Annotated in this window: 17 protein-coding genes; 5 read left to right on the top strand and 12 right to left on the bottom strand. The window is 41.6% G+C overall.

The annotated features are described in order from the left end of the window. The first annotated feature begins 125 nt into the window (after positions 1–125). Positions 126–368: a 50S ribosomal protein L31 gene (gene rpmE / locus RMX98_RS21855; protein WP_229483376.1), complete on the top strand. Its 243-nt coding sequence runs from the start codon at positions 126–128 to the stop codon at positions 366–368. Positions 369–472: 104 nt separating this feature from the next. Next, complete coding sequence (prfA, locus tag RMX98_RS21860; protein ID WP_322679504.1) at positions 473–1,570, top strand: peptide chain release factor 1; 1,098 nt, start codon at positions 473–475, stop codon at positions 1,568–1,570. Between the two features lie 51 nt (positions 1,571–1,621). On the opposite strand, the gene RMX98_RS21865 is transcribed toward prfA, so the two are convergent. Next, positions 1,622–2,131, bottom strand: coding sequence for a hypothetical protein (locus RMX98_RS21865; protein ID WP_322679505.1), 510 nt, complete (start codon positions 2,129–2,131; stop codon positions 1,622–1,624). Positions 2,132–2,371: 240 nt separating this feature from the next. Between RMX98_RS21865 and RMX98_RS21870 the strand changes: the two genes are divergently transcribed. Both RMX98_RS21870 and RMX98_RS21875 read left to right on the top strand, forming a co-directional pair. After that, positions 2,372–2,734, top strand: a complete 363-nt coding sequence (locus RMX98_RS21870; RefSeq protein WP_012410694.1) for a helix-turn-helix domain-containing protein — start codon at positions 2,372–2,374, stop codon at positions 2,732–2,734. 96 nt (positions 2,735–2,830) lie between these two features. Then, positions 2,831–3,061: a DUF29 family protein gene (locus RMX98_RS21875; RefSeq protein ID WP_322679506.1), complete on the top strand. Its 231-nt coding sequence runs from the start codon at positions 2,831–2,833 to the stop codon at positions 3,059–3,061. Here RMX98_RS21875 and RMX98_RS21880 read toward each other — a convergent pair. The 11 genes from RMX98_RS21880 to RMX98_RS21930 all read right to left on the bottom strand — a co-directional run bounded on the left by RMX98_RS21880 (position 3,025) and on the right by RMX98_RS21930 (position 16,129). Continuing rightward, positions 3,025–3,813, bottom strand: coding sequence for a peptidase (locus RMX98_RS21880; protein ID WP_322679507.1), 789 nt, complete (start codon positions 3,811–3,813; stop codon positions 3,025–3,027). The genes RMX98_RS21875 and RMX98_RS21880 overlap by 37 nt on opposite strands. Before the next feature lie 10 nt (positions 3,814–3,823). Then, the gene (secG, locus tag RMX98_RS21885) at positions 3,824–4,057 is read right to left on the bottom strand and encodes a preprotein translocase subunit SecG (protein WP_099101249.1); all 234 of its coding nucleotides are present in this window, start codon (positions 4,055–4,057) and stop codon (positions 3,824–3,826) included. 91 nt (positions 4,058–4,148) lie between these two features. Further along, complete coding sequence (gene gpmI, locus RMX98_RS21890) at positions 4,149–5,747, bottom strand: 2,3-bisphosphoglycerate-independent phosphoglycerate mutase (RefSeq protein ID WP_322679508.1); 1,599 nt, start codon at positions 5,745–5,747, stop codon at positions 4,149–4,151. Positions 5,748–5,968: 221 nt separating this feature from the next. After that, entirely contained in the window at positions 5,969–7,654 is a 1,686-nt protein-coding gene (locus RMX98_RS21895; protein WP_322679509.1) for an ABC-F family ATP-binding cassette domain-containing protein, read from the bottom strand. A gap of 155 nt (positions 7,655–7,809) precedes the next feature. Further along, complete coding sequence (locus tag RMX98_RS21900; RefSeq protein ID WP_322679510.1) at positions 7,810–8,628, bottom strand: Rpn family recombination-promoting nuclease/putative transposase; 819 nt, start codon at positions 8,626–8,628, stop codon at positions 7,810–7,812. A gap of 34 nt (positions 8,629–8,662) precedes the next feature. Continuing rightward, positions 8,663–9,160, bottom strand: coding sequence for a hypothetical protein (locus RMX98_RS21905; RefSeq protein WP_322679511.1), 498 nt, complete (start codon positions 9,158–9,160; stop codon positions 8,663–8,665). A 640-nt stretch (positions 9,161–9,800) separates the two neighbouring features. After that, complete coding sequence (locus RMX98_RS21910; protein ID WP_322679512.1) at positions 9,801–10,949, bottom strand: glycosyltransferase family 4 protein; 1,149 nt, start codon at positions 10,947–10,949, stop codon at positions 9,801–9,803. Between the two features lie 352 nt (positions 10,950–11,301). After that, entirely contained in the window at positions 11,302–12,954 is a 1,653-nt protein-coding gene (locus RMX98_RS21915; RefSeq protein WP_322679534.1) for an MFS transporter, read from the bottom strand. Next, on the bottom strand, positions 12,941–13,942 hold the full coding sequence (gene recO / locus RMX98_RS21920) for a DNA repair protein RecO (RefSeq protein WP_322679513.1): 1,002 nt from the start codon (positions 13,940–13,942) through the stop codon (positions 12,941–12,943). The genes RMX98_RS21915 and recO overlap by 14 nt, the downstream gene beginning before the upstream one ends. A 160-nt stretch (positions 13,943–14,102) precedes the next feature. Continuing rightward, positions 14,103–14,783, bottom strand: a complete 681-nt coding sequence (gene deoC, locus RMX98_RS21925; protein WP_322679514.1) for a deoxyribose-phosphate aldolase — start codon at positions 14,781–14,783, stop codon at positions 14,103–14,105. Between the two features lie 170 nt (positions 14,784–14,953). Further along, positions 14,954–16,129: a DNA cytosine methyltransferase gene (locus tag RMX98_RS21930; RefSeq protein WP_322679515.1), complete on the bottom strand. Its 1,176-nt coding sequence runs from the start codon at positions 16,127–16,129 to the stop codon at positions 14,954–14,956. A gap of 375 nt (positions 16,130–16,504) precedes the next feature. Here RMX98_RS21930 and RMX98_RS21935 point away from each other — a divergent pair, with 375 nt between their 5' ends. After that, positions 16,505–17,776 (top strand): glycosyltransferase family 4 protein, encoded by a 1,272-nt coding sequence (locus RMX98_RS21935; protein ID WP_322679516.1) that lies wholly within the window; start codon positions 16,505–16,507, stop codon positions 17,774–17,776. Positions 17,777–18,697: the final 921 nt, after the last annotated feature.

The following is an 18,697-nucleotide window of genomic DNA, read 5'->3' on the forward strand; positions in this document are numbered from 1 at the left end:
GGTGATAGGTTACAAGGGACAGGTGATAGTTTTCTGTTACCTGTAACCTGTTGCCTTCTCCCTTCTTCTAGCTGCAATTGAAACCTGAAAGTTATAATTGATATAGATTCATCACAAAAGGAACAATGGCTAAAGCTGATATTCACCCCAAGTGGTATCCAGATGCTAAAGTTTACTGCAACGGTCAAGTCGTTATGACCATTGGCTCTACAAAGCCAGAATTGCATGTAGATGTTTGGTCTGGAAATCACCCATTTTACACCGGCACTCAGAAGATTATTGACACTGAGGGTAGAGTAGAGCGCTTCCTCCGCAAGTACGGTATGAGCAGTACTCAAGCATCTGGCGACGATCAAAACAAAAAGTAGCGGGTTGGCTCTGCTGTTAACGACGGCCCTGCATCAGCTGGGTCGATTTTCATTTATATGCTCGAGCCAATTTGTTATTTTTTTAAGGAGCGATCGCAATCGTCATGGCTGAATCATACTTACTAGACAAACTAAAATCCGTTGAACAAACTTTTAATGAATTAACACGTCGTCTTGGCGACCCCGATACCGCTAGCAATCCTGATGAGTATCAAGAAATTGCTAAGTCTCGTTCTTCTTTGGAAGAGGTAGTTAATACTTATGAAATTTGGAAAGCAGCCCAAGAAGACTTGACAGGAGCGCGTCAGGTTTACAAAGAATCTGCAAGTGACCCAGAGTTGCAAGAAATGGCGGCACTGGAAGTAAAAGAACTTGAAGAAAAAATAGAACATTTAGAGTCTCGCTTGAAAGTCTTACTGCTACCACGCGACCCCAATGATGAAAAGAATATCATGTTGGAAATTCGCGCTGGTACTGGTGGAGATGAAGCAAGTATTTGGGCTGGCGATTTGATGCAGATGTACACCCGCTATGCCCAGACTCAAGGTTGGAAAGTTTCTCTAGTGAGCGAATCTAAAGGAGAAATGGGTGGCTGGAAAGAGGTCATTTTAGAAATTAAAGGTAATGACGTTTACAGCCAGTTAAAATTTGAAGCTGGAGTGCATCGCGTGCAGCGCGTGCCGGCAACTGAGTCTGGTGGACGGGTTCATACTTCCACGGCTACCGTGGCGATTATGCCAGAGGTGGATGATGTGGAAATTCACATTGACCCGAAAGATATTGAAATGACTACAGCTCGTTCTGGTGGTGCTGGTGGACAAAACGTCAACAAGGTGGAAACAGCCGTTGACTTGATGCACAAACCGACGGGAATACGCATTTTCTGTACAGAAGAACGCAGCCAGTTGCAAAACAAAGAACGGGCGATGCAAATTCTGCGGGCGAAGTTGTACGAAATCAAGTTAAGCGAACAACAAGCAGCTGTAACTTCCATGCGGCGATCGCAGGTTGGTACTGGATCGCGATCGGAAAAAATTCGCACCTATAATTATAAAGATAACCGCGCTACCGATCATCGGTTAGGTCAGAATTATTCTCTTACCCCTGTTTTGGATGGTGATTTAGAGACACTTATCCAATCTTGTATATCTCTAGACCAACAAGAACGTCTCGCGGAGTTAGCGACTTCCGCCGCTAACTAATTTTTGCTAAATACCCCAATACTCTTTGCTAAATATCCCAATAGTCTTGAGTTAAGGGTTATTGGTCTTTGAAGACGCGATAAATCGCGTCTCTACATGAGGGTTTTGTTGCTCATTCGGAACTTGTAAAACCACTTGTTGTAATGTTGCTTCTAACACAGACAGGTGGTTTTCTAATATCGCGTGGAGTATATCTTCTATTTCGCTGGGATAATGGTAATAGGCAAATTCATATTTCATAACGTAGTTTAGCTTTGCCCATTCCTTTAGGGTTTGACAGGTATAAATTAATTTCTCTACTTCCTTTTGCCAACGCGCAAAAATCCGGTAGCTAAAAAAGCTGCTGCATATATTGCCTTTTACATCCCAGTAGGAAATACACACTTGATGCTTCAGAAGGTGGATTTTTTTGATTTGCTTAACATCGTAGCCTTTAACTTTTAAAGCTTCTTTGGTTTCTGCCTCAGAAATGTTCCACTGTTCTGGTTTAATTTTATTAGTGGCTATAAGGTTTTTACCTTTGCGGCGATATTGATTAATTTTGCGTGGTTTGCGAAACATGATGCACCTTCGATATTATTTCTTCGCAGCAAACTCTAGCTACTAGCACAAGCGCCGTAGCAAACTAAGTTTTTTGGGTTGATTAAAGATAGATGGGTTGGTCTACTAACTTGATGCCTGTAGTTGCCGATTTACAACCAGAGATATAGTTTAGTACTAAAACACAAGGCTGTCAATATAAAAGTAAACTTGTATTATTGAAAGTAAACTTGTAAATAAAGTTGGCTAGCTATATAAGCAGTGAAGATCGAAAGCAAACAAAAACTGATTGAAATTATTAAACTAGCTCGCGGTTCAATGAGTCAGCGAGCGTTTGGTAAGCTTTTGGGGGTATCTGCTACTGCTGTTCAGATGTGGGAAAAAGGTGTGAAGGTGCCAGATACAGAAAATTTGGCTCGAATCGCATCGAAAGCAGGCTACACAATGGAAGAGTTAATCAGCTGCATAGATGGCAAGCCAATTCCAGAAACCTCAGATTTGAGTCTGATTCTGAGACAAATCCAGCACATGCCTTTGGCTCAAGTGGCTCAAATTGTGCAAGCTGCGGCAGATAGATTGGCGGCTGTGGCTGAAGCATCCGGGGATGAAGCGAAGGCAAGTTGAATATTTGTTCAGGATTGAATTTATAGCAAGGGACTGGGGACTGGGGACACAACGACAGCGCGGTAGTTGAATCTCGACTCACTTTGACGCCGCTCAGTGCAAGTCGCTCGATTACCGCCAAGCGATGCACTGAGCGTAGTCGAAGTGTCGAAACTCATTGGTCATCTCTGGAAGTGGGAGTATCGACTTGAACAACAGTCTCACAGTTGGTTTTTAACAATTCGAGAACAGTATCGCGCCATCCACAGGCATCTGCGACTGAACCCCAGCTTAAAGTCTCGAATAGAACGTTATAAAGACCATCCCAAAGTAGTTGGCTGTTCATAAACCCGCTTTAGAGTATTGACATCTCTGTGAGAAATAGGCGACGGTTGACGAACTTGAGAAAAATATAGGGCATCAGTTTGTAGCGGACTATGACCCCAAATTCCCAGTGCATGACCAAATTCGTGGCGGGTAGCTGCAATTAGATACTCACCTGTTTGACTGGGACTTAACAAGATGGTGAAGCGCTGGAATAAAACTTTGTTGTTGGTGTATAACTCGTAAGTAGTTTGTGCCGATCGCGCACGGGGTATATTACTACCAGGGGAAATTTGTAGAGGTGGCGCTTTTCGTGCGATCGTAATATCAGCAATTTCTGGCTGTTCGACTACTGTTAAAGGTAAATAAGTACCCCACTCCTGTACACCCTGCAAGACACCATTAACCCATGCTTGAGCTTGTTTTTCGCTGATAGCTTTTGGTGGTTCTACGTAAACTCGAACAGGAAATTGTGACCAAACTAAATAACCAACTTGGGTTGTTGTAATTTGGGAAAAGTAGTCACCACTGTTAGTGCTATCTTGCCACTGTGCCAGTGTGGAGGGTAAGGGATGGGGTTTTGGGGAAGTAGGGAGAGAAGTTATTAAATCTGAATATACATATTCTGGTATTATTGTAAACCCATTACTCGACTGGATATTAGTAAAAACAATTAACAGCCCTGTGCCAATAAACAAGGCAAGAGCTGTAATTAGCCGTCGTGAAATTAAATTTATTAGGGTGTTAAGTATCGGGTGTTGGGTTATTCTCCCCATTTACTTATCCTTATTTAGGCAGCCAACCAGCACTTAAAACTACTGTTAAACCGAGAAAAACTACTGTCAATGCCCAAGTAATTCGGTTTAAGGTGTTTTCTGCACTCTTGGTGCTGCTAAATAGCTGGGCTTGTCCGCCAATAGCGCCAACGCCATCACCTTTTGGGCTATGCAGTAAAACTAAGATAATCAAACCAGTGGCGGAAAACGCCCAAATGCCTTGCACGATATTACTAACTGTCATGGTAGGAATCTCATTTATAAAAAGTTTCAAAAAACAAAATACAGAAGTTAGGAGTTTTTAGTGAACTCCTAACTCAGCATTCATGACTATTTTACAGTCCGACTTGTACGGGGGTGCGAGTGCGTTGCAACTCATATTCTGCTGTTTTCAGCAGCGATCGCCCGGTCATTTCTGGTGGCTGAGGCAGCTGTAAAATCTCTAGAATCGTGGGAGCGATGTCGGATAGCTTGCCATCGCTTCGCAGTTCGACATTTGTACCATATCCAGGAATTTTGACTTTCTCGCCTTCTACCAAAATCAACGGGACTGGGTTAGTGGTGTGGGCTGTCCAGGGATTACCCCCCTCATCTAGCATATACTCAGCGTTACCGTGATCGGCAGTAATAATTGTTGTACCGCCTGCTTTGATAACGCTCTCTAGTAGTCGTCCCAAACAGCGATCAACTGTTTCAATTGCTGTAATGGTAGCGTCGATTTTACCAGTATGCCCTACCATGTCGGGGTTAGCATAGTTAATCACAACTAGAGAATACGTACCTTTTTGAATCGCAGCGATCGCAACATCTGTAACTGCTACTGCTGACATTGCTGGGGCGTGATCGTAAGTCGCTACCATCGGGCTGCTTACCAGTTCCCGATCTTCTCCAGCAAAAGGTTCCTCTAGACCCCCATTAAAGAAATAGGTGACGTGGGCGTATTTTTCGGTTTCGGCGGTGCGGAATTGATTTAGACCATGATTAGCTATTACTTCTCCCAGAATATTACTGAGATTCTGAGGCTCAAAGGCTACAGCTACAGGTAAGTCTGGATCATACTGCGTAAAGGTGACAAAAGACAGTGGTGTAATTTGCTGTCTTTCAAAACCGTTAAAAGTGGGACTGACCAAAGCTTGAGTCAGTTGTCTGGAGCGATCGGGGCGAAAGTTGAAAAATATTACCCCATCCCCTGGTTCTATTGCGCCTGGTGCAATTCTGATGGGGTTGACAAATTCATCTTTTACCCCTTCGGCGTAAGATGCTTGCAAGATTTCTACAGCGTTGCGATTATCAACCACACCATCTTGAGTCATCACGTCGTAGGCGCGTTTGACCCGATCCCAACGGTGATCGCGATCCATCGCGTAGTAGCGACCGCTGAGGGTGACTATGCGCCCAATTCCTGTACGGTCTATATAATTTTGCAGCAGTGTGATTGCTCTTGCACCGTCAGTTGGGGCGGTGTCACGACCATCGGTAATGGCGTGAATACAAACTTCTGAAATTCGCTGGTCTTTAGCTAAGTCAAGGAGTCCGAAAAGATGGGTGATATGCGAATGTACCCCTCCCTCAGAACAAAGCCCTACTAGATGCAGCTTGCTATTCCGAGAACGAACTTCCTGGCAAATTTTGACGAGTGCTGGGTTTAAGGCAATAGAACCGTCTTCGACCGCATCAGAGATGCGTACCAGTTCTTGCGGTACAACTCGCCCAGCACCAATGTTCAAATGACCTACTTCCGAGTTGCCCATTTGACCTTCTGGCAACCCTACGGCTTTTCCTGATGTGCGGATGAGGGTATGCGGGTAAGCTGCCCATAAACTTTCCACAATGGGAGTTTTAGCAGCAACAATAGCGTTTCCTCGCTTTTCCTCGCAGTAGCCCCATCCGTCTAAAATGACTAGCACCACAGGAGCAACAGGTGCTTTGGTCATAGTAAAATTGCCCTTTACTTTTTGTAATACCCGAATGATACCACTGCTAATCCACGCCGCAAGTGAATTTTTGCTTATTAATTTATTTTATGAAAGACTTACAGTTTTTTGAATGATTTTTTCAACTTTAGCAATTTTTATTTAATGTCGGCGATCGCTAATAACAAGTGATTACTTAGTAGTAGCATTTTAGCACTACTACTAAGACCGTATTTAATCACTTATTTCTTTTTACTGGAAGCTTTTGCAGCTTTTTTAGCAGCTTTTTCAGCAGCGATCGCAGCTAACTTTGCTTGTTCTTTTTCTTCGGCAATTTTCTGGAGATAGTAATGATAGTCTCCTAAGTAAACGCGAAATTCACCATCACGAATTTCGACAATTTTGTTAGCTACTTGAGAAATAAAGTAGCGGTCATGGGAAACTACAATTGCCGTACCATCATAGTTTTTAAGCGCTTCTTCCAGCATTTCCTTTGCTGGAATATCTAAGTGGTTTGTCGGCTCATCTAAAATTAGTAAGTTTGCGGGACGTAAAAGCATTTTTGCCAACGCCAGACGAGCTTTTTCTCCTCCACTTAATGCCCCAACTGCCTTAAATACAGTATCACCAGTAAATAAGAAGCGTCCCAAAAGCGTGCGGACTTCTTGATTATCCCAGTCTGGAACTTCATCATGGATAGTTTCCATGACAGTTTTTTTCAAATCCAAAGCTTCAGCTTGATTTTGCTCGAAGTAACCGGGAATAACGTTATGATCCCCTAATTTAACAATACCTTCTGTGGGTTGTTCCATACCCATAATTACGCGCAGAAGGGTAGATTTTCCAGCACCGTTGGGACCAAGAAAAGCAATGCGATCGCCTCTTTCAATGAGGAGGTTTGCTGCCAAGAACAGGATTTTATCACCATAAAGATGAGTTAAATCTTGAATTTCCACTACTTCGCGTCCACTGCGGGGTGCAGGGGGAAAACGGAAATGTAGAGTTCTTACCCCAGCAATGGGTGCTTCAATGCGCTCAATTTTGTCGAGTTGCTTTTCCCGGCTTTTTGCCTGGGTACTGCGGGTAGCACTGGCGCGGAATCTATCAACAAAGGTTTGCTGTTTCTCTAATTCTTTTTGCTGACGTTCGTAAGCACTCAGTTGTGCTGATTGACTTTCGGCTTTTTGTTCCAAATATGCCGAGTAGTTACCAAGGTAGGTACTAGAAACGCCACGTTCAGTTTCCACAATTTGGGTGCAGAGGCGGTCAAGAAACTCCCGGTCATGGGAGACTATTACCATTGGCGTAATCAGCCCTCTGAGGTAATTTTCCAACCATTCAATGGTTTCTAAATCTAGGTGGTTAGTCGGTTCATCCAGCAGCAACAAGTCGGGTTTTTGCAGCAGAATTTTTCCTAAACTCATCCGCATTTGCCAACCACCACTGAAGGCACTGACGAGGCGATCGCCATCTTCTAGCCCAAACCCCATTTCTGGTAAGATTTTCCCAATGCGTGCATCTAAGTTGTAGCCATCCAATGCTTCAAATTTGCGCTGCAAGCGATCCAATTTCTCGATCAGCCGATCCAGTTGATCTGGGTTAGCCGTTTCCATCTCCTGTGGTATGTGTGCCAGAGCTAACTGTACTTCGTTGGCTTCTTTGAAGACAGTCCAAAATTCTTCTTTAACGGTGCGGGTAGGGTCTACTTCAAACTCTTGGTTGAGGTAGGCTATGTGTAAGCTATTAGGACGGATAATTTCGCCTGCGGTGGGTTCAATTTCCCCAGAGATGATCTTTAACTGGGTGGATTTTCCAGCACCGTTGACACCGACTAAGCCAATGCGATCGCCTGGTTTAACTTCCCAGTTAATATCTTTGAGAACTTCGCCTGTGGGATAAATTTTACTTATATGTTCTAGTCGCAGCATTAAGTTTCTCTCAGGTAGGGAGTGGGTGGTTGAGGACGAAGTACTAACACCGCCTCTAATATTAACAAAAATTAACTATAAATTCGTCGTGAGAAAGTCTGGAAGCCGCAAACCAAATTTGGCTTGAGCCACGGATAAAATTTACCACATCTATCTTAAGGTTGGCTTTGTGCTACTTGTCTGACTTCTTCGACACTCAAATCTAAGGCTTTTGCCACTTGTTCTACAGTCAACCCTGCTGCCAACATTGCTGGTACTGCTTTTAGTTTCCCTTTAATCTCACCTCTAATCTCACCTTGTTCAATGCCTTGTTCAACACCTTCCTGAAAGGCTTCCCGATAAAATCTGGTTTGCTTTAACTCGTTTAAGCCAAACATTTCCTCCATCTCCTCCCTACTCATTGCAGGAAACTTGTAAGCCAAAATAGTCTCGATAAATTGTAATAATTGTTGCTGTTTTGATGGTGGGATTATCTCTGACTTGGTTCTGTCTATCAACTCCCTTGCTTGTGCGATCGCTATATCGTCGGTTGCAATTACTAATTTAGCAGTTGCAATGCCAATTGGAAGCGATGCACCTTCACCTAATTCATCCAAATAAATGCGCCTGACGCGCCCACTTGTGAAAAACTCACGGTAATGTTTGATATCTCCTGTATCTACATTTCTGTTTGGGTATAAAACCACAGCACCCCAGTCATTTAATGGTTGATTCTGACGGAGGTATAAACATATTTCTGCAATTAGCCGTGAATAAATTTCCTCATCAGCCTGAAATTGCACTTCAACAAAGTAAATCTGGTTTTCACTTCCTTGTGTAGGCAGAAACACACCATCTATTCTGAAGGCTGTTTGTTTGATTTCAACTGATGAAAATTGATAAAGGCTAGCTGATTCTGGAGGATTACCAATAAGTTCAAAGAAGATATCAGGGAATTCTTGAAACAGCCGATAAAAGATGATGTCTGTTTTCACAATTTTCTATCATTTGAAAATTTTGATTTGCTGTTTATGTATTACTTGTTTCTTCAGAACCATCTCGCACTTTCAGCAATTGCTCTTTTGCCATCCCTAATATACGGGATAAGGGCGCTAACAAACTATCATCAAATGCCTCTCCAGCATAAATATTATTCAGTTCAGTCGGAGATAATTTAAAGGTATCGCAGAATTTAGCAAACTCCTGGTTACTCAAGTCAAGCTCTTTTTGTCTGTCTCTAAGTAAAACTGCGATCGCTCTAGTTCCATGCTTTGGACGCTCACTAGTTTTTACATATTTTTCCATTAAATAATTGACTTTTCTGCTATCGCCACCGATTTTTTTTATTAAATCAGTGCAAGCCATTTTTAGCGCTTTTTTTAAAACTTCTTCTTCATTTAGAATTTTAATAATTTCATTGGCATATTCTGGTTTAAAAAATCCGACCAAGTTACCTTGATGATAAACTGGTATATAAGGATTATTCGTTTCAAGTTGCCAATCTAAAGGCTCATTGCGTAGCGACATAGCTGCACCCCTAAATATTTTCAGATTGCACCATTTTAAAACCATTTATTCATTACCCGCCAGGGGTTATATTCCGTCTGATAGTTTAATAGTGTCTATCGCCAGGAGTTTATAACCACTGGTGCGGTAACTGGCTACTTTATATTTCAGACTGCTACGCAAGGGCCAATAACAGATTTACCTTGTTTTTTCTTAGCTAACTCTAAATTAAATTCCATTGGTAATTGCGATGAGTGTATGATCATCGGATTCAATGCGAACTTTCTTGAAAAATCTAGTCAAAGGTTTCAGAACTTAGTGGCTAAAGGTAAGGCAATATTGGCATCAAGCTAACCGAAAAGTATTGCAGGTTCTCCTTTCAAAGCATTCCTAATATTTTTATTATGAATATTTAGATAAAAAATTAAAACTATTACCGTCTGTTGCCTGAGCATTAAGAATATTTTCAAGTTCCCAAAGTTGTACTCAGCAAGTATAAAAATTTCGCTACTGTTATGCGTTGATTATTGAGATAATTTTGAAACCTAATATAAGACTAATGAAGAAAAGCTAAACTGCACCTGAATGCCCTGGAGAACAGTGATAAACTTAAAAATGCGTAGGCGCAGCCCGCCGTAGGTATCGCACTTCTTGCCTTTTCCTAAGCTCTGCGACTTAGCGGTAGAGGTCGCTGTGCTAAAACTTCTTTATAAAGTTCTTCGAGCAGAGTAATATTTTTACTTAGGGTATAGCGGTCTAATACACGCTGTCTAGCTTTTTGCCCCAGTAAAGTTGTTAACTCTGGATGGTCTTGCAACACTGGCAAGAGGGTTTTTAATTGCGATCGCGCTGTTTTAGTACTAATAACTACACCTGCGCCCTTTTCCAATACTTCTCCGTCTGCACCCACATCTGTTGCTAAACAAGCCAACCCACACGCCATTCCTTCTAACAGAGATAGGGACAAACCCTCTACCAATGAAGGCAAAACAAATACATCTGCGCCCCGCAAAATTTCGATGCGTCGGTCTTCATCAGCGACAAATCCCAACCAGATAATGCCGTATTCTGAACCATAAAACGGCTCTAAAGAAGACTTTAAAGGGCCATCCCCAACAATTAGTAACTTAGTACCAGGCCCCATTGCCGACTGCTTCCAAGCCCGAAGCAAGGCTTCAACATTTTTCTCTGGCGCTATTCGACCCTGATATACAAACAAGCGTTCGGCTTTAAATTCTGCTTTGACTTGAGAAAATCCTGGAGAATACTTAACAGTATCAACACCATTGGGAATCACAGCAATATTTTCTTCCCTTACGCCCATCCCTGCCAATAATTCTCGCTGAATTTGGGAAAATACAATCACGCGATCGTAGTTAACTAAAAAAGGCGCGTACAGCTGATAAGCCAAAAGTTGTGTTCCCGATACCAGCTTTGCCCCCTTACCAGCAAACGGTGTGTGAAAAGTGGCAACTAAGGGCAACCTCAGTTCCTCACAGATTTCTGGTAGAAAAAAGTCTAGAGGAGATAATGTCAAGGAAGCATGGACTACATCTGGTTTGATTTCCCGCAGTGAATCAGTTAAAACTTTGGTGGCTTTAAAAGTGGGAATTGTATAAACCTGAGACTTGTAAATGAAAGGTAGAGAAACCTCTCGAAGATTTGGCCAATTATCAGGTTCAGACTCTTCCTGGGCGAAGTGAAGAAAGCTAACTTGATGTCCCCTATCTAGCAAGGCATTTGTAATTTCTCGACTGTAGGTGACGTTGCCGCAAAAAGGTGATTTTTTTCCAATCCAGGCTATACGCATTCTTTATTTAACTGTAAGAGAAGCGGGTTTAATCTATTATCTTGTATGATTTTTGTGATTTTTATTTTATCTAGCTATACTTGCTGGTTTTATTTATTAAAAATTTCCATAACGTTCTAGTTTAAAAAGCTTATTTTAAGCTGATTAAACCAGTGCATTTATGGCTTTATTTATTCTACTTATAAGCTGTTGGTCTCTGATATTTAAACAACTTATTCTGACTAATGTCAGATTCATATCCGGCAAGTATGTGATAAATTTTCACTGGACATAGTTTACCATGAACACAAAAGCTTTAAGTAAATTATTAATTACGTCAAGGTAATGAATAATAACTCCTGTTAACTGATAACTACTTGTGTGAGTTATACCAGGTTAATATACCTCCTGAAAAGACGATCGCAGCTAATCCCAAAAAAACGACCTGTAATCCCAGAAAGGTTTCTGCGACACCAGCTAATGCTAAAGGCAAGGAGAGTGCAATATTAATTACATTGTTCTGCAAGCCAAAAACTTTACCACGCATTTCTGGAGGTGTTTCTGTTTGGATTGCGGTTTGCATGGGAATTCCCACCAGTGCCCCAAAGATACCTAATAGCGCCACCAGTAATAACACTAGCCATAGTTGGGTTGTAAATACAGACAAACCAATCAGGGATGCTGCCATACCGATACAACCATACAGACTTAGTTGGGTGTAGGAGAAGCGTTGACCAAATTGACCGAGAATAGTTGCTCCACCAGCGATGCCAACACCGCCAGCTGCTAGTAAAAAGCCAAACTGAGAGGCTTTCATGTTGGGAATTATTTCCGCCATTCGAACGGCTAGAACAGTTAATGCTGCAAAGACAGAAAACAAGATAATCAGTTGAAGCAAAGCATTGCGGACGCGATGATTTGCTTTGAGATAGGCAAAACCGTCCCGTAAGTCAGAGAATACGTGAGGGAATTCTGTATCAGGGTGGTGGTGTTTTTCGTTAGTTGCCAGGAGGAACAAAATTACTCCAGCGATCGCATAACTGCCACCTACTAAAAGTTCTTTGCCCAAACTACCACTACCGCCAATTTGCGACCAGAGTCCATCTGCGATCGCTAACAACGGTTCTCCAACGGCAAACCCAACAATCACCGATGCCATCATCGTTGTCGTGTAAAGCGAATTAGCCGAGAGTAAATGCTGTTCTTCTACGATTAAGGGAATTGCCGCCTGTTCTGCTGGGGCAAAAAACTGTGTCAAAGTCGAAACTAAAAAAGTCACACCCAAGATAATTACAAAACCCACTGGTAGTACGCCTATGGGTTTCCAATCATGAGTCAACCACAGCAAGAAGGGAATTGACAAAACCAAAATGCCGCGCCAAATATTCGTTGCTACCAGCACAGCCTTTTTCGACCAGCGATCGACAAACACACCAGCAACGGAACCAAACAATACGGCTGGAATAGTAAAAGCCATCATCAACACTGACACCCAACCACTAATACTCTGATTGCTTGCTTGAAACTGAGTATTAATCAAGGCAATCATCAGCACCAAATAAACTTTATCTGCTAGTTGGGAGAAAACTTGACCGCCCCAAAGAGCCAGGAAATTAGGGTTTTTTAATACAGGTAAAAATCCTTGCTGTTTTACATTCCCGACAACAGCTTCTCCACCTGAACCAGAACCACCTAATTTCATTGGTTCTTTTTCTGGAATAGTGGCTACTGGCAAATTCTGCCCATTGCGCGCGCCGTTGCTATCTACCTCAACAGTGGTTAATTTGTCCTCAGATTGTGTTTCTGATTGACTTGGAACATCAGTTTTTGGAATCTCCACTGTCCAACTTTGCTCGTTTTTAGAAACGTCATTTGGGGACATTTCTTGGCCATTTATTTGACTAGGTATACACTTGGAAACGGCACTCAAGTGATTCCTGACTGTCGGATCTGATACTCTATTCTGTTTTTTGACGAGGCTTGGTGACAAAGGTAGGACTTTTTTATCCAAATCAGACGGTTGCATCATGGTTGGCAGCAAAATAAGAGTCGATCAAGGTAGCAGAGCGAATAGGGCGGCCTAATTGATACTGAGCATACTGGCGCAAAATCTGCTCAACAGATAACCAGTCATCATCTATAGCACCATCAATTTGCATTATCTCTGGTTGTGACAGATGTTGAAGCAAAGCCACCTCCATAGCACCCAGACGACAAGAAATCACAGGTATTTCTTGTCGATGCACAACAATTGTTTGGGCATTGGGGAGCCAGTGCGTTGCCGAGGTTCCCGACGATCGAGTACTCGCTAACGCTGCGCTATCCGTTGAAGCAACTGGCGTCATTGGCAATGGGGCATGGGATACAGGGAATTGGTTATTAATCTCCCTCTGCCTCTGTGCCCTCATCTCCCTCTCCCCCTCTTTTCGTAAACGTTCCCTAGCTTCTAAGGAAATCGTTCCACCCGCAGGGATACTAAATCCTACCTGCCAGTTGGGGTCTGTAAAGTCTGGCTTAAGGAGGCGCCCAGATAGACAACAGATTTGCACTTGTGGTGTCAGTCCTGCTAAGGCTAAAAGGTGAAATACACCATGAGCCAGATGAGCCAAAACACCAGGTCGATTTGCACTAGACACCATCTCTAACCGATGGAGATGTTCATTGAACAAATCATAAAGTTCTTCTTGGGGTTGTTCGCTCAAAGCTTCACACAGAACTATTTCTGCTAAATATTGACTGGCAGCCAGTTTTCCCAAATCTTTAGCTAAACCAGGATAAGTTTTTAACGTCTGTGCTTGAGTAATTTTATCAAGCGATCGCCCTTTGGCAATCAATAGTTCATTCACAACGAACATTCCACTCCTACCGCCCAGGCTGGAGTTGTGCTTACGTGACCCTGGAGCCACGGCTCTAATTAGACCGAATTCTCGTGTCAAAATCGTCACTATTTTATCCGATTCTCCTAGTGCCTGGGTTTTAAGATTAATACCAGTTGCTTTATAGGTTCTACTCATTACTTATTAGTCATTAGTCACTAGTCATTTAGTAGTTATTTAGTCATTGGTCAAGGGTCATTAGATTAGGACAAATAACATAGACGCCTTAGCGGCTTCCCGCAGGGTAGGACAAATAACATAGACGCCTTAGCGGCTTCCCGCAGGGTAGGACAAATGACTATTCACCCTTTCCCAAGTTATCGCGCTGACGGATCAAATCCATACCGCGAGATGTGCCTAATCTAGTAGCACCCGCTACGATTAAGTCTAAAGCTTGATTGATAGTGTGGATACCACCTGAAGCCTTAATTCCCACCTTTTCTTTTGCCAATTCTTGCAAAAGGCGTACATCTGCCACTGTGGCACCACCATTCCAACCTGTACTAGTTTTTAAGAATGCTGCTCCTGCCTCCATAGCTATTTCAGCAGCTATTTTTTTCTCCGCATCTGTCAACAGGTTAGTTTCCAAAATTACCTTGACAGTTTGCCCAGTCTCTTCACAAATTTCGGCAATCTCTCGGTGGACTTTTTCAGTTTTGCCAGCTTTTAACCAGCCCAAGTTCATGACTACATCCAACTCAGTGGCCCCACTATCCGCCGCTTCTTGAGCTTCGTACAGTTTCACGGCTGAAGTCGTTGCACCAGAAGGAAAACCAATCACCGTACAGACTTTAGGGTTTTTACCGTGGAGGAGTTCTACTGCTTGCTTAACATTAGCGGGAAACAGACAAACCGCCGCAAAGTTGAATCTATATGCTTCTTCACACCATTGCTCAACCTGCTCTGGAGTAGCCGTTGGCGTTAACAGGGAGTGATCAATGAATGGCGCAATATCAATATCTGGATAGTCTGCTGCCATCGTGTCTTCTGCCAGTGATTGATTATTAAACTTTATAAAAAATTAAAACATTTCTTATATATATATTAAACCACATTTATTACGAGTTTATCCTGAAAACAAGCTGCTAATTTGTCTTGAATATCAGCTTTACAGATATCCCGGAATTACTGTAAGTATTTAAGTTGACATTAAGTGGTAGTAAGGTTAGGAATATCAACAGTGTTTTTTACACCAATTCCTAAGAAGTTAATAATAGTTTCAGCTAATGCCTTCGATGCCAAATATGGGACGCCATTACCAATAGTTTTAAACATATTAGTCAGAGACATATTCTCTGGAAGTACAAAATTTATAGGCAAAGATTGAATAGCTAAAGCTTCTGCTACAGAAATCCGCCGAACTTTGTAAGGATGTAAATGTACTTCGTTATTTCCATAGCAAGCTGTTGGAGAGTAACGCCATCTATGCAGACGTTTGAAAGATTTTCTGGAATTATCTCCTTCTTGAACAGCAGCAAATTTTGTAATACCTGCCCTTGGTTGAAAATAGTGTTCAGTATTAGGATGGTTCAGAACGTTATTTTTTCTAAACCAGTATTCAACTGTTAGTTTTTCAGGTATACCATCAGGACAAGGGATTAGAGAATTTTCTTTGAATGGTTCACACTTAGACCAAGGATAAGCAAAAACTTTTTCTTGAGAATATAAAATGTAATTATTCCAAGGAAAAGCTTCTTCAGAAAGTAATTTTTTATTAAATTCAATTTTCATTTCCTGAAGAAAACTATTTTTGAAGCCAATTAGGATAATTCTGTCTCTATCCTGGGGTACAGCGTATTCAATAGCATTAATTAAACGCTCTGTTAATATATACCCTGCTTCCTGTAATTGTTGCTTAAGCGATTCAAAAAATAAACGGTGTTTTGCCGTTTTCCATAAGCCCTTAACGTTTTCAAATAAAAAGAAATCAGGAATATTTTGGCAAATTAATTCTATATATGAAGTGGAAAGCTGGCCATTATCTCCTAAACGTCCTCTATTTTTTCCACCAATAGAAAAATCAGGACAGGGAGGGCCGCCGATGAAACCAATTATATGATGAGATTTGCGGCAGTCTTTGACTAATTCTTGAAGTCGTTGTGCTTCTTTTCCAGCAAGAAGTTTTGTTACGTCTGCTGCTTCACCGTAATGATATTCATATTCAGGCGATCGCATTTTCAAAACTTCCCGTGAATAGCGATAGGCGTCCATGAATGGGGCAAAGATTTCATTGACATAAACAATATTAAAACCACTGATTTCAAAACCTAAATCTAGAAAACCTGAGCCAGCAAAAAAGGAAAAAATACAAGGACGATCGCTCATTAAATAACCAGTATGATAAAAAAGTATTATTAATATTCAGATTTTCGGAAAATAGTTTATATCCGTAACTTTTATGAAAAGTGAATAATAACTATCCCAATTTTGTCTTAGGGGTTGGCAAAACCCAATATACTTAGGTTTTCTACGTACGTACCAATCAAAAAATAACAATTTGAAGATAGCTTAAATAGTAAAAAAAATTCACAGTTTCCCTAAGTATTTCATATCAAAGTTTACTCAATCTTTAAGGAAAATCCCTGACAGAAAAAGAGTCTGGAGTCACAATTGAAATATGGGGGTTTCCAAACTCCAAATGATATTTCAGACAAATATTTGTCATTAAATAAAAACCGGGGTACTTCGGACTAAATTTTTATGCGGATTTTAATTTACTCCTACAACTACTATCCAGAGCCAATTGGTATTGCCCCACTGATGACTGAATTAGCAGAGGGACTAGTGAAACGTGGACATGAAGTGCGCGTAGTCACTGCTATGCCCAACTACCCTGAGCGTCAGATTTACCAAGAATATCGGGGCAAGTGGTATCTTAACGAATACAAAAATGGCGTTCAAATTCAACGCAGTTACGTTTGGATTCGTCCCCAACCCAACCTATTAGATCGGGTGTTATTAGATGCTAGTTTCGTCGTCACTAGTTTTGTACCCGCTCTCATCGGTTGGCGTCCAGATGTAATTCTCTCAACATCGCCATCCTTGCCAAGCTGTGTACCAGTTGCTCTTTTAGGATGGTTACGTGCTTGTCCGGTAATCTTAAATCTACAAGATATATTACCAGAAGCAGCCGTCCACGTCGGTCTGCTGAAAAATAAATTGCTCATCCAGTTATTTACATTATTAGAAAAATTTGCCTATAGCAGTGCCAGTAAAATTAGCGTCATCGCCGATGGGTTTGTGGAAAATTTGCGATCTAAGGGCGTAGAAGCTGACAAAATTGTGCAAATTCCCAACTGGGTTGATGTAAATTTTATCCGCCCTTTGCCTAAAGAAGATAACCCTTTCCGCGCAGCCCATAATCTGAATGGCAAATTTGTAGTACTTTATTCTGGTAACATTGCCCTAACCCAAGGCTTAGAAAGCGTCGTCAAAGCTGCTTCTGCGTTGCGCCATATCCCAGATATTGTCTTTGTCATCGTTGGAGAAGCAAAAGGTTTACAGCGATTGCAACAGGAATGTCTAGACTGCGGTGCAGATAATGTTTTGCTACTGCCATTTCAACCCCGCAAAGATTTGCCACAAATGTTAGCAGCTGCGGATGTTGGCTTGGTGGTACAAAAGAAAAATGTTGTATCCTTCAATATGCCATCAAAAATTCAAGTGCTACTTGCCAGTGGAGCAGCTTTAGTTGCTTCTGTGCCTGATAATGGTACGGCAGCAAGAGCCATCAGGCAAAGTGGCGGCGGAGTTATCGTTCCTCCAGAAGATCCCCAAGCTTTAGCGATCGCAATTTTAGATTTGTACCAAAATCCCGAAAAAGTCAAAACTCTGGGTTATAAAAGTCGCAAATATGCCGTTGAAAACTATGCTTTTGAGCAAGCTTTAAATCAGTATGAGTCGTTGTGTTATTCATTGACGGCAGATCGGGGAGCAATTCAGTCTACAAGAGTTACAAAACAAGAAGTTTAATCGACAACAGTGGGGTTAGATTGCACAAAGTGTTAAACTCAAAACCCCAACGATTTTATTCCACTGGCTCTGACTATTGCAGCCTGATTTTCATGCCTTGTTTACGGCAGGTTGTACTGAGTTAAGTAAAGTTTGTACGAATCGTACCAACATAAATATAAGACTCATATTTGATTGCGTGAAAAAAATTCGCTACACCTTAATCTTCTGAAATCCTCTTGCAAGAGTGCCTATTGCCTACTAAGCCAAGTGATTTCAGTAATCAAACCGGATTCCTATAGTGTTATTACTATCATTATTCTGGACTCATAATGACATTTGAGTTCTAGTCACATCTTCTAATACTGGTGTGTTCCTTGCTTGTAACCATTCAAATTTATCTTTTCTAATAAAACTGCTTACTAAGCTCAGGCAAACGCGATCGCTCAATACTAAATTTTTATTTATCATTTATTTAGTTTATTACTACTGTCGGCTCTCTTTTCACCAGCGAATCCAATCACAGCAAATATGGCCTCCACCTCAAGCTCAACATGGGGTATGAGCGATCGCTTTTGAAATGACAGCAATTTACAACTTGTGTTGTAACTACCCATAGCAGAACGCTATCCATATTTACAAATTTGAGGCAGCTACGCTGAGTAAGATAGCCAGTGTAGCGTAATTTGGCTAAAGTCTTCGGATTGAAACGATACATCTAAACTGGATCATAGTAGGCTTGAATCGCTTTTTCATTAGCTATTCTTTTCCAATCTTGATGCACATCTACAACTTACAAAGGCTCTGTTTGACGATCACAATCCCAGTAAATGCGAACGAACACGGAATCTAAATGAGAAAAATTTCAGCCTCAAGTTGGCATTAGAGGAATTGCGATGTACTCAAGCTCAACTCGTAGAAACTGAGGAAAATACCAACAAA

It is taken from the genome of Nostoc sp. DedQUE02, from assembly GCF_034531035.1.
Taxonomy (GTDB): Bacteria; Cyanobacteriota; Cyanobacteriia; order Cyanobacteriales; family Nostocaceae; genus Nostoc.

Coding starts and splice junctions, on each gene's coding strand:
- rpmE (WP_229483376.1), top strand. CDS start 126: ATGGCTAAAGCTGATATTCACCCCAAGTGGTATCCAGATGCTAAAGTT.
- prfA (WP_322679504.1), top strand. CDS start 473: ATGGCTGAATCATACTTACTAGACAAACTAAAATCCGTTGAACAAACT.
- RMX98_RS21865 (WP_322679505.1), bottom strand. CDS start 2,131: ATGTTTCGCAAACCACGCAAAATTAATCAATATCGCCGCAAAGGTAAA.
- RMX98_RS21880 (WP_322679507.1), bottom strand. CDS start 3,813: ATGGGGAGAATAACCCAACACCCGATACTTAACACCCTAATAAATTTA.
- secG (WP_099101249.1), bottom strand. CDS start 4,057: ATGACAGTTAGTAATATCGTGCAAGGCATTTGGGCGTTTTCCGCCACT.
- gpmI (WP_322679508.1), bottom strand. CDS start 5,747: ATGACCAAAGCACCTGTTGCTCCTGTGGTGCTAGTCATTTTAGACGGA.
- RMX98_RS21895 (WP_322679509.1), bottom strand. CDS start 7,654: ATGCTGCGACTAGAACATATAAGTAAAATTTATCCCACAGGCGAAGTT.
- RMX98_RS21905 (WP_322679511.1), bottom strand. CDS start 9,160: ATGTCGCTACGCAATGAGCCTTTAGATTGGCAACTTGAAACGAATAAT.
- RMX98_RS21910 (WP_322679512.1), bottom strand. CDS start 10,949: ATGCGTATAGCCTGGATTGGAAAAAAATCACCTTTTTGCGGCAACGTC.
- RMX98_RS21915 (WP_322679534.1), bottom strand. CDS start 12,954: ATGCAACCGTCTGATTTGGATAAAAAAGTCCTACCTTTGTCACCAAGC.
- recO (WP_322679513.1), bottom strand. CDS start 13,942: ATGAGTAGAACCTATAAAGCAACTGGTATTAATCTTAAAACCCAGGCA.
- deoC (WP_322679514.1), bottom strand. CDS start 14,783: ATGGCAGCAGACTATCCAGATATTGATATTGCGCCATTCATTGATCAC.
- RMX98_RS21930 (WP_322679515.1), bottom strand. CDS start 16,129: ATGAGCGATCGTCCTTGTATTTTTTCCTTTTTTGCTGGCTCAGGTTTT.
- RMX98_RS21935 (WP_322679516.1), top strand. CDS start 16,505: ATGCGGATTTTAATTTACTCCTACAACTACTATCCAGAGCCAATTGGT.